Source organism: Candidatus Deferrimicrobiaceae bacterium (assembly GCA_035256765.1).
Taxonomy (GTDB): domain Bacteria; phylum Desulfobacterota; class Deferrimicrobia; order Deferrimicrobiales; family Deferrimicrobiaceae; genus CSP1-8.
Genome location: DATEXR010000136.1, coordinates 1 through 11,478 on the forward strand (window position 1 = coordinate 1; position 11,478 = coordinate 11,478).

Here is an 11,478-nt window from a genome sequence, read left to right on the forward strand (position 1 = left end):
GGGGTTTCCTTCCGAAATAGTCCGTATCGACAGGGTGGGGGGTGGCCGATGAAAAGGAAGGAAATGCGCACGGGGCAGGTTTGCCTCTTCCTGATGGGCGTCCTGCTGGCTTTTCTGTGCGGATGCGGCAGTGGCGATTCGGGATCCGTTTCCCCCCCGGCTCCCCCCCCAGGGGTTCCCGGTTCGGGAACGGGAATTCCGGGGATCGAATCGATCCGTCAGGAGTTCCTCGATGCCGTCAACCAGGCCCGCTCCTTGGCCCGGATGTGCGGGAGCACCTCCCACCCCGCAGCCCCTGCCGTGGAGTGGAACGACAACCTCGCCATGGCCGCCTACCTCCATTCGTCCGACATGGCGATCAACGAGTTCTTCTCCCACACCGGGTCGGATGGCACCTCTCCGGGGGACCGGATCACCCGTGAAGAATACGACTGGAGAACGTACGGCGAGAATATCGCCGTGAACTATCCCACGGTCTCCACCGTGATGCAGGGGTGGCTGGATAGCGACGGGCACTGCCGAAACATCATGAACCCCGCCTTCGAGGAGATCGGCGCCGCCTACGCGGAAGGGGTATATTTAGGCACCCCGTCCGCCCCTTACTGGACCTTCGATCTCGCCGCGCCGAGGTAGCCCCTTTGCCCTATCCCGCGCTCGACACCGGGATGGGGACCGACACTGATTTGACGTGAAGGCCCCGCTGGGGTGTCCGCGGCGCCTATTGAGCTACAGCACCTATTGCGCTACAGCGCCTGTTGCGCGCCTTGCCCCGGGGGGAACGGCTGAGATATAATTTCCCCGTTTCCCGTATTCGGTACTCCCGCCCGAGCCGCTCCGTTGCGACTTCATGACGCTTGGTCAAAGAAAGGCGGCGTCTGCGTTTCCGGGAGCATCCCCGGGGAAGAGGGGAATCACGTAGGCAAACACGGCAGGAGCCAGATGGGAAAACCGTTCCCCCTGCGCAGGATCCTGCAGCTGCTGGAGATGCCCGAATGACGGCGCCTTCGACCAGGGAGTCGCGCTGGCTCGGACGGCTGGCGCGCGCCTGCGGCGTCCAGACCGCGTATTACGACATCACCCACAAGAGGGTGCAGGTCTCCCCGCATACGCTCCTGGCCGTCCTTCGGGCGCTCGGGGCGCCGCTTACGAAGGCCGAAGAGGCCCGGGACGCGCTGCGGGAGCGCGAGCAGGCGCGATGGCGCCGTCCGTGCGAACCGGTCGTGGTGGCGTGGGACGGCGGTCCCGCGGAGATTTCGCTTCGACTCCCGGGCACCTTGTCGGACGCCCGGATCGGCCTCCATCTGCGCCTCGAGGACGGGGGCGTTCTGGACCTTCCGTGCGACCTGTCGCTCCTTCCCGCGGCGCAGGGAACGCAGGTCGAGGGCGAACGGTATGTGGTGAAGACGGTCGATCTGCTGGGGGGGTTGCCCCTCGGGTACCACCGCCTGACGGCGGAGGTCGGGGGGAAGGAAGCGGAAGCCCTGGTCATCGCCGCCCCCCGGAAGGCGTATGCCCCCCGGGAAGAAGGAGGGGAAAAGGCATGGGGCGTCTTTCTCCCTCTCTACGCGCTCCACTCCCGGAGGAGCCTGGGAAGCGGCGACCTCACCGACCTTGCGGACCTCATGGAGTGGGTGTCCGGGCTGGGGGGGAAGGTGGTGGGAACCTTGCCGCTTCTCGCCGCGTTTCTCTCCGAGCCGTTCAACCCGAGCCCGTACGCCCCGGCGAGCCGTCTTTTCTGGAACGAGTTCTACCTCGACGTCGCCCGGGTACCCGAATTTTCCGCGTGCGCCCCGGCCCGGGAGCTTCTCTCCTCTCCCGGGTTCCGCGAAGAGGTCGATGCGCTGCGGGCCGCTCCGCTCGTGGACTACCGGCGCGGGATGGCCCTTAAGCGCAGGGTCATCAGGGAGCTGGCCCGGTCCTTTTTTGCGGGGAGCGAACCCGGGCGGCAAGATGCCTTCCGGGAGTTTCTGGCCGCAAACCCCGACGGGGAGGAGTATGCCGTCTTCCGGGCGACAGGGGAGAAGCAGCGGTCCCCCTGGCCGGCGTGGCCCGCGGCGCTCCGCGACGGTGCGATCACGCCGGAGGCGTATGACGAGGAGGAGAAGCGGTACCACCTCTATGCGCAGTTCGTCTTCGAGGAGCAATTCGGGGCGATATCGAAGCGTTTCCGGGAGAGGGGGGAGGCGCTCTACCTGGATCTGCCGCTCGGGGTGAGCTACGACAGCTACGACGTCTGGCGCAACCGCGACCTGTTCGTCCTTTCCGTTTCCGCGGGGGCGCCTCCCGACGACTTTTTCACCCAGGGACAGGACTGGGGGTTCCCCCCGATGCATCCGGTGAGAAGCCGCGAGGAGGGATACCGGTACTTCCGCGCCTGCCTGCGTCTCCAGTTCCGCCACGCGGGGATCCTGCGGATCGACCACGTGATGGGACTGCACCGCTTTTTCTGGGTGCCGAGGGGGATGACCGCCCGGGAGGGGACCTATGTCGGGTATCCGCCCGAGGAACTCTACGCCGTCCTCACTCTCGAGTCGCAAAGGAACGGAGTCCGGATCGTGGGGGAGGACCTGGGGACCGTTCCCCCGTACGTCCGACCGGCGATGGCGAGGCACGGACTTTCCCGGATGTTCGTCGTCCAATTCGGGCTTTCGCCGGATCCCGCAAAGGCGCTTCGGCCGGTCCTGGCGGAATCCCTGGCATGCGTGAACACCCACGACATGCCCACCTTCGCTTCCTTCTGGGGGGGGCTGGATATCGACGACCGGATCGAACTCGGGCTTCTCGACGAAGAAGGCGCCAGGAAGGAAAGGGGGAGGCGACTCCGGATGATAAAAGCCCTTTCGTCGTTCCTCCGGAGCAAAGGATGGCTCGGGGAAAACCATCCGGGAGCGCAGGCGGCCCTGGCGGCGTGCCTTTCGTCCCTCGCGGCAAGCAAAGCCGGCGTTGTCATCGCCAACCTCGAGGACCTGTACGGGGAGACCCATCCCCAGAACGTGCCCGGAACGTGGAAGGAGCGGCCGAACTGGCTCCGGAAAGCGAGGCACGGATTCGAGGCCTTCCGCGAGATGCCCGACGTGATCCACGCCCTCCGGGAGGTGGACCGTCTCCGGAAGGGGGAGAAGGCGCGTCCGGGAAGCCCCCGGGGCAGGAGAGCGAGCCGACCAGGTGAGGAGGTGGGATAGACCCATGCGATACGACGTGACCCTTCTGGCGGACCAGGACCTCTATCTTTTCAACGAGGGGCGCCACTACCGGCTGTACGAGAAGCTGGGATCCCACTTCATGACCGTGGACGGCGAGGAGGGGACCTACTTCGCCGTCTGGGCCCCCAACGCGAAAGAAGTGTTCGTGACGGGGAGCTTCAACGGCTGGGACCCCGGCTCCCACCCCCTGCGGACCAAGGGGGTCTCCGGGATCTGGGAGGGATTCATTCCCGGCATCATGCGGGCGACCACCTACAAGTATCACGTCGTCTCCCGGCTGAACGGGTACCGGTACGACAAGTCCGACCCGTTCGCCTTTTACTGCGAGGTTTCCCCGGACACCGGCTCCGTCGTGTGGGACCTGTGGTACGACTGGGAGGACGGGGAGTGGATGAAGGACAGGGGAGGCAAAAACGGCGCCGGCAGCCCGATCTCCATCTACGAGATGCACCTGGGATCGTGGATGCGGGTCCCCGCCGAGGAGGGGGGCCGGATGATGACCTACCGGGAGCTGGCACCGCGTCTCGCGGACTATCTCACGAAGATGAACTTCACCCACGTGGAGTTCCTCCCCGTGATGGAGCACCCGTTCTACGGTTCCTGGGGATACCAGGTCACGGGGTTATTCGCCCCCACCAGCCGGTACGGGACGCCGCAGGACTTTATGTATCTCATCGACACCCTGCACCGCCACGGCATCGGGGTGATCCTCGACTGGGTCCCTTCCCACTTCACCAAGGACGGCCACGGGCTCAACTACTTCGACGGGACCCACCTCTTCGAGCACGCCGATCCGCGGCAGGGGCACCACCCCGACTGGGACACGCAGATCTTCAACTACGGCCGCACGGAGGTCCAGAGCTTCCTCCTCTCCAGCGCCTACTACTGGCTCGACGTCTTCCACGCCGACGGCCTGCGCGTGGACGCCGTGGCCTCGATGCTCTACCTCGACTACTCGCGCAAGGAGGGGGAGTGGATTCCCAACCAGTACGGCGGCCGGGAGAACCTCGAGGCGATTGCCTTCCTGCGACGCTTCAACGAGGACGTGTACAGGGGACGCCCCGACATCGTCACGATTGCCGAGGAGTCCACCGCCTGGCCCATGGTCTCCCGGCCGACCCACCTCGGGGGGCTGGGGTTCGGCATGAAGTGGGACATGGGGTGGATGCACGACACGCTCGTGTACATGGGGCAGGACCCGGTGCACCGGAAATACCATCACGACAAGCTCTCCTTCCGGATGGTGTACGCCTTCTCGGAGAACTTCATCCTCCCCCTCTCCCACGACGAGGTCGTCCACGGGAAAGGGTCGCTCCTCGGCAAGATGCCCGGGGACACCTGGCAGAAGTTCGCCAACCTGCGCGCGCTCTACGGGTACATGTACGGCCAGCCGGGAAAGAAGCTCCTCTTCATGGGGGGGGAGTTCGGGCAGTGGCAGGAGTGGAACCACGACGAAAGCCTCGGCTGGCATTTTCTCGCGGATCCCGCGCACGCGGGGCTTTCCCGCTGGGTGGAAGAGGTGAACGCCCTGTACCGGAGGGAGCCGGCGCTGCACGAACTCGACTTCGACCCGGCCGGGTTCGAGTGGGTCGACTGCCACGACGCCGAGCAGAGCGTCCTGACCTTCCTGCGGAAGGGGCAGTCCACGGGCGACATCATCCTCGTCGTCTGCAACTTCACCCCCGTCCCGCGGCACAATTACCGCGTGGGCGTGCCCCGGGGGGGGGGCTGGCGGGAAATGCTGAACAGCGACGGCCGGGAGTACGGCGGGAGCGGGCAGGGGAACATCGGCGGTGCGGACGCCGCTCCGATCTCCGCCCACGGCCGTCTTCACGTCCTGACGATCACCGTTCCCCCCCTCTCGACCGTGTTCTTCAAGAGCGAGGCGAGAAAAACGTGAACGGAGCCATCGGGGTTTCCCTCGGCGCGACCCCTCTCGGAGACGGCCGCTGCCGGTTCCTCGTCTACGCCCCGAAGGCGGAAAAGGTGGAGGTCCGCCTTCTCTCCCCGCGGGAGCGGACCGTGGCGCTCGAACGGGACGAGCGGGGATGCCATCACGGCGTGGCGGAGGACGTTCCGCCCGGCACCCTCTACCTGTACCGGCTGGACGGGGAAAAGGAGCGACCCGACCCCGCGTCCCGGTTCCAGCCCCGGGGCGTCCATGGCCCCTCCCGGGTCGTCGACCGGGACGCCTTTCCCTGGGAGGACGGGGAATGGACCGGCCTCCCCCTCGAGTCGTACATCCTCTACGAAATCCACGTGGGGACCTTCACGCCCGAAGGGACCTTCGACGCTGTCATCCCCCGCCTGGACGACCTGCGGGAGCTGGGCGTCACGGCAATCGAGCTGATGCCGGTGGCCCAGTTCCCGGGGAGCAGGAACTGGGGGTACGACGGGGTGTACCCCTTCGCCGTGCAGGACAGCTACGGGGGACCCGAGGGGTTGAAAAAACTCGTGAACGCCTGCCACCGGCGGGAAATGGCGGTCGTCCTCGACGTCGTATACAACCACCTGGGGCCCGAGGGGAACTACCTGGAGGATTTCGGGCCCTACTTCACCGACCGGTACCGGACGCCGTGGGGGGAGGCCCTCAACTTCGACGGTCCAGGCAGCGACGAAGTCCGTCGATATTTCCTGGAGAACGCCCTCTGCTGGCTTACCGAGTTCCGCATGGACGCCCTCCGGCTGGACGCGATCCACGGGATCATGGACTTCAGCGCGTACCCGTTTCTGTCGGAACTGGCCAACGCGGTGCGGGGGTTGGCCGAAAGGACGGAACGGAAAGTCTACCTGATCCCGGAGAGCGATCTGAACGACGCGCGGGTGATCACCCCGAAAGAGGAGGGGGGCTTGGGCCTTTCCGCCCAGTGGAACGACGACTTCCACCACGCCCTCCACGTCCTGCTGACCGGGGAGAAAGACGGATATTACGGGGATTTCGGCTCCGTCGACCATCTGGCCCGGGCGTACGCCGAGGGTTTCGTCTACGCGGGGCGGTATTCTGCCTATCGCAACCGCCGCCACGGCAATTCTTCCCGGCATGCAGCCGCGCGTCAACTGGTGGTCTTCTCCCAGAACCACGACCAGGTGGGGAACCGGATGCGCGCCGAGAGGCTTTCCGTGCTGGTATCCTTCGAGGCCCTGAAGCTCGCGGCGGGGGTTGTCCTTCTCTCTCCCTTCCTTCCCCTCCTCTTCATGGGGGAGGAGTACGGGGAAACCGCCCCGTTCCTGTACTTCATCAGCCATGCGGACGGAAATCTCATCGAGGCGGTGCGCAAGGGGCGCAAGGAGGAGTTCACCGCCTTCCGGTGGGAGGGGGAGATTCCCGATCCGCAGGACGAGGCGACGTTCCTCAAGTCCCGGATCGACTATGGGCTTCGGGAAGGGGGACACCACCGGACGCTGATGGAGTTCTACCGGGAGCTCCTGCTGCTCCGGAAGGATCACCCGGTGCTCTCCCGGCTGAGCAAGGAGGACATCGAGGTTACGGCCCGGGAAACCGAGAAGGTGCTTTTCGTGCGCCGGTGGAGAGGCTCCGGCCAGACCGCGACGGTCTTCCATTTCGGCTCCGACCCCGTCTCTCTCTCGCTGCCCTTTCCTCCCGGCCGGTGGGAGAGACTCGTGGATTCCTCCGACGGGAGGTGGGGCGGACCCGGAAGCCCGGCCCAGGAGAGTCTGCGGTCCCATGGAACCGTCACGCTTTCCCTGAATCCCCTGTCGATCGCCCTGTTCTCGAAGGCGTAAAGGAGGCCGTCCACCGATGGAGCGCTACGTCTGCATCCACCCCACGCTGAAAGGGAAGACGCTCTTCATCACCGGGGCCAGCCGCGGCATCGGCAAGGCGATCGCCCTCCAGGCGGCCGCCGACGGCGCGAACGTCGTCATCGCCGCCAAGACCGTCGAACCCCATCCGAAGCTCCCGGGGACGATCCACACGGCCGCCAAGGAGATCGAGGGGGCAGGCGGCAAGGCTCTGCCTGTCCCGGTGGACGTGCGCTTCGAGGACCAGATCGAAGCGGCGGCCGCGAAGGCCGCGGAGACGTTCGGGGGGATCGACATCCTGGTGAACAACGCCAGCGCCATCAGCCTCACCGGCACGCTCGCGACCCCGATGAAGCGGTTCGACCTCATGTTCGGCGTGAACGTCCGCGGGACCTACGCCTGCTCCAAGGTGTGCATCCCGTATCTTCGGAAGTCGGTCAACCCGCACATTCTTACCTTAAGCCCTCCCCTCGCCATGGACCCGAAATGGTTCCAGTACCACTGCGCCTACACGATGGCGAAGTACGGAATGAGCATGTGCGTGCTGGGAATGGCCGAGGAGTTCCGGGACGCCGGGATCGGGGTCAACGCCCTGTGGCCGCGGACCGTGATCGCCACGGCAGCGGTCGCGATGCTGGGCGGGGCGGTCGACCTGAAAAACTGCCGCAAGCCCGAGATCGTGGCCGACGCGGCCCACGCAATCCTCATGCGCGACAGCCGTACCTGCACGGGGAACTTCTTTATCGACGAGGAAGTCCTTGCAGCCGAAGGGGTTACGGATTTCTCCCGCTACGCGTACGAGCCCGGCGCCGACCTTCTCCCGGACCTCTTCCTCGACTGACGAAGGGGGTTTGCTTCTTTCGGAAAGAAAAAGGGAGGCCACCCTGCCACAAGCGGCCCCCCTTTTCCCAGGCTCACCAATCGGAGGGAAATGATGAGTGCTAATCCTTAGACGCGCAAGCCGGGATAAAGGTTCCCGCCCGACTTAAAAACCCAGTTTTCCGAGAAAATACGGCATCTGTTTGCGCCACCACGGCCAGTCGTGATTCACGTCGTGCCCCCAGAAATCGACCCAGGCCGGAACCTGCTTCTCCTCGAGAATCGTTTTCAGGGCCCGGGCGTCCGCCAGCATCTCGTCCTCCCAGGCGCCCTGCCCGACGCAGATCACGATCTTGCTCATCCGGTACCGGTCCAGGTACCAAGGGTCCGACAGGCCGGGAAGGTAGGCGAGCGGGACGTGGACGTAGATGTTTTCGTCCATGTAGTCCCCGATGAACCCGCGAAGCTGGTAGACTCCGCTCAGCGCGATGACGGCGTCGAACACATCCGGGTGGCGGAAGAAGAAATTCGCGGAGTGATATCCCCCCATGCTGCATCCGGTCGCCATGAGCCCCCGGGAGAAGCCGCGGCCCCGGATGAAGGGGACGACCTCGGACACGACGTACCGGTCGTACTCGTTGTGCTTCTGGACGCGCACGGCCGGGTGGGCCCCGCGGTTCAACCAGGACTCGTTATCCACGCTGTCCATGGTGAACAGGACGATCCGGCCCTCCTCGAGGAACGGCCGAACCGCATTCACCATCCCGAAATCCTCGTACTCGTAGAACCGTCCCCCCGCGGCGGGAAACACGATAACGGGTTTCCCGCCGTGTCCATACACCTTCAACTCCATCTCCCGGTTGAGGTACCCGCTCCACCAGCGGTGGTACTCGACGTTCACGGCTCCATCCTTTTTCCGGCGGACGTTTCTATTTCAGTTCCAGAATGAACCCGGCCACCTCGCGGATCTCCCCCAGGTCGGCCGAGCGCGCCAGGTAGCCGTAGTCGCCGATCGCGGCGCGGAAGATCGAGTCGATCCTCTCATGGTGGGGGATCCGGTGCCCGTAGGCGAGCAGGATCTCCTCGTGGGAGTGCGCGTATTCCTTTCGGTCTTTCCTCCCGATGTAGCAGCAGTGGTAGGGGCGCGACCAGGCGCCGGCGAACCGGTTGTGCACGACCACGTTCGCCCATTCCCCGTAGATGTCGATGTCGTTGGCGTAGTTGAACATGTCCGTGGTGAGCCCCCCCGGCGGGCGCATGTTGACCTCGAGGCCGACGATCTTGTCGTCCCGGTCCCTCCGGAAGAACTCGAGGTGGAAGAACCGCTCCCGCACGGCGAACTCCGCAAGGACCCTGCGCCCGGCCTCCTCCAGGTCCGGCGGGATCTCCCTCAGGGAGTAGTAGTACATGTGGTCGTCCGCGTTGACCGTCTCCATGATCCCCTGGCTGAAGGCGTGGGAGGTGAAAAACACGGGGTTGCCGTCCCGGTCCGCGAGCCCGTCGAAGGAGAAGAGCCGCCCCGCGACGAATTCCTCCAGAAGAAAGTCCCCGGGGGGCCTGGTCGAAAAAAACCGGGCCAATGCGCCGTCGTTTTCGATCTTGAACGTCGTCGCCGCCCCGACGCCGATGTCCGGCTTGGCCACCACGGGGTAGCCGGTTTCCCCCACGAGCCGCCTTCCCTCTTCCAGGGACCGCACCACCTCGCCCCGGGGCACGGGCACGCCCGCCCGCACGAATTTTTCTTTCATCCGCGATTTGCTCTTGATCGCGGCGATCCCGTCCGCCTGGATGCCTGCCACGTGAAAGTCCGTGCGAAGGCGGGCCTCCGGTTCCAGCCAGTACTCGCTGTGGGAGTCGATCCGGTCGATCTTCCCGTACCGGTGCGTGAAGTACCCGCAGGCGCGCAGGAGTTGCCCGTAATCGTGCATGTCGTCCACCCGGTAATATTCCGTCAACGCCTGCCGCAGCTCGGGCCGAAGCGTTTCGTACGGCGCGTCGGCAAGGCCCAGGACGTTCACCCCCAGGTTCCGGAGCCGGACGCAAAACGGGTAGTAATTGGGGGGGAAATGGGGGGACAGGTAGACAAAATTCATTCCTGTAAAGTAGCCCCGCCGGTTCGAAACGTCCAGTCCCCGGCGGAAAAAAAACGAACCTTTCGGGGCCGGGGCTTGTCCATGGGGGTAAGAAGGGCGGCCGCCCGAAAATAAATTGGCTTGGAAAGGAGAAATACGATGAAAACGGGTTGCGTCGCCTTCCTCCCGGAACGGCGGTACCGCTGGTCGATGTCGGTTTTGCTGCTGCTCGCATGGGCGACGGCCGCTTCGGCGGCCATCGTGGATGTGGAAGTCGTCTCCGACCGCAAAGGCTTGCTCCCGCTCTACCGCGCCGGGTCGGCCGGCCGGGGCGACACCTACCGGGCCTATGTGGAGGCGGAAAAAGGGGAGCTGTACGGGATCAGGATACGCAACAACACGGGGCGGCGCATAGGCGTCGTCGTGGCCGTGGACGGGCGGAACATCGTCTCCGGCGAAAAGTCGACCCTGCGAAAAACCGAGCGCATGTACATCCTGGGCCCGTACGAGTCGGCGGACTACGACGGATGGCGCACGGCCCGGGACACGGTCAACCGGTTCTACTTCACGGACCCCGGGGACTCGTATGCCGGCGCGTTCGGCGACCACTCGGCAATGGGAGTGGTGGCCGTCGCGGTGTACCGCGAGAAGGACCCTCCCCCTCTTCCCCGGTTCTCCCAGCGGGAAAGGGAGCCGATGGGGCAGGAGGACGGGGGCGGGGCCCGGGAACCCGGGCCGATGGGCGCGGAGGAGTCCGCGCGGGGGAAACGCGCCCCGGAGAAAAGCGGGGATGTCGCGGGCACCGGGTTCGGGGACGAGAAATATTCCCCCTCGGTCCGCGTCCGGTTCACCCCGGAGCGCCGGGTGGCCGAGCGCCATTTCCTCAAATACGAGTGGCGGAACTCGCTCTGCCGGAAGGGGGTCATCGACTGCCGGTTTACCCGGAACCGGTTCTGGGACGACGCCGGCGACGGGTTCGCCCCGTATCCGCCCGGCAGGCGCGAGAGAAAGGCCGAGTAGATGGGGGGCCGCAGGAAAACGCGGTGGCGTAACCTCGTCGTCCCCGGCCGGGCGGCCGGCGGTTCCGCCGGTCCCCTCCCGGCCGGCTTGTTGTCGGGAATCCGGTCTTGCCGGTGGAATTGGCCTTCCGGGTTCGATATGATGCTTCTTCCCCCGCGCGTTTCCGCGCCGTACGGACCCGGGGGAAAGCACGGGAAGGACGGGAGGAGCGAGATGGGTTTCGACCCCGACATGTTCCTGACGCGGTACGCCGATGCCTTCAACGCCCGCGACCCGGAGAAGCTGCGGACGTTTTTCGCTCTCGACGACCCCCGGTTCGCGGTGTTCGAGGATTTCTCGAAGGACCTTTTCGACGGGGAGACCTACGGGGCCATCCTCGAAGGGACATTCGACGCCTCCGGGGAGATGTCGTTCGAGCTGCTGCGGTGCGACCGCTTCGGCGACTTCGCAATCGTCCACGGCATCCAGAAGATCGTCGACGAGGAAGAGGAGGAGGGAGGCGTGCTCGCGGAGTCCCTGGTCCGGGCCACGATGTGGGTCACCGTCCCGGGCGAAAAGGCCCGCGTCGTCGTGGCCCACTTTTCCTCCCTGCCGTCCGCCGC

Annotated in this window: 9 protein-coding genes; 7 read left to right on the forward strand and 2 right to left on the reverse strand. The window is 65.5% G+C overall.

The genetic code is table 11. The features are described from left to right. Positions 1-48: 48 nt before the first annotated feature. The 5 genes from VJ307_04760 (at position 49) to VJ307_04780 (ending at position 7,806) form a co-directional block, all read left to right on the forward strand. Positions 49-633 (forward strand): CAP domain-containing protein, encoded by a 585-nt coding sequence (locus VJ307_04760; GenBank protein HJX73448.1) that lies wholly within the window; start codon positions 49-51, stop codon positions 631-633. Between the two features lie 359 nt (positions 634-992). Continuing rightward, on the forward strand, positions 993-3,182 hold the full coding sequence (gene malQ, locus VJ307_04765) for a 4-alpha-glucanotransferase (GenBank protein HJX73449.1): 2,190 nt from the start codon (positions 993-995) through the stop codon (positions 3,180-3,182). Positions 3,183-3,186: 4 nt separating this feature from the next. Continuing rightward, the gene (glgB, locus tag VJ307_04770) at positions 3,187-5,103 is read left to right on the forward strand and encodes a 1,4-alpha-glucan branching protein GlgB (GenBank protein HJX73450.1); all 1,917 of its coding nucleotides are present in this window, start codon (positions 3,187-3,189) and stop codon (positions 5,101-5,103) included. Then, positions 5,100-6,947, forward strand: a complete 1,848-nt coding sequence (gene treZ / locus VJ307_04775) for a malto-oligosyltrehalose trehalohydrolase (GenBank protein ID HJX73451.1) — start codon at positions 5,100-5,102, stop codon at positions 6,945-6,947. Before glgB ends, treZ begins: the two co-directional genes overlap by 4 nt. Positions 6,948-6,963: 16 nt before the next feature. Next, positions 6,964-7,806: an NAD(P)-dependent oxidoreductase gene (locus tag VJ307_04780; protein HJX73452.1), complete on the forward strand. Its 843-nt coding sequence runs from the start codon at positions 6,964-6,966 to the stop codon at positions 7,804-7,806. Between the two features lie 144 nt (positions 7,807-7,950). Here VJ307_04780 and VJ307_04785 read toward each other — a convergent pair whose 3' ends face one another. Both VJ307_04785 and VJ307_04790 read right to left on the reverse strand, forming a co-directional pair. Further along, positions 7,951-8,685, reverse strand: coding sequence for an alpha/beta hydrolase-fold protein (locus VJ307_04785; protein HJX73453.1), 735 nt, complete (start codon positions 8,683-8,685; stop codon positions 7,951-7,953). A gap of 28 nt (positions 8,686-8,713) precedes the next feature. Further along, positions 8,714-9,877 carry an ATP-grasp domain-containing protein gene (locus VJ307_04790; GenBank protein HJX73454.1) on the reverse strand — a complete coding sequence of 388 codons (1,164 nt, stop codon included), beginning with the start codon at positions 9,875-9,877 and terminating at the stop codon, positions 8,714-8,716. Between the two features lie 138 nt (positions 9,878-10,015). Between VJ307_04790 and VJ307_04795 the strand changes: the two genes are divergently transcribed. Both VJ307_04795 and VJ307_04800 read left to right on the forward strand, forming a co-directional pair. Then, positions 10,016-10,876, forward strand: coding sequence for a hypothetical protein (locus VJ307_04795; protein HJX73455.1), 861 nt, complete (start codon positions 10,016-10,018; stop codon positions 10,874-10,876). 213 nt (positions 10,877-11,089) lie between these two features. Continuing rightward, on the forward strand, positions 11,090-11,478 hold a 389-nt coding region (locus VJ307_04800), incomplete at its 3' end, for a nuclear transport factor 2 family protein (protein HJX73456.1).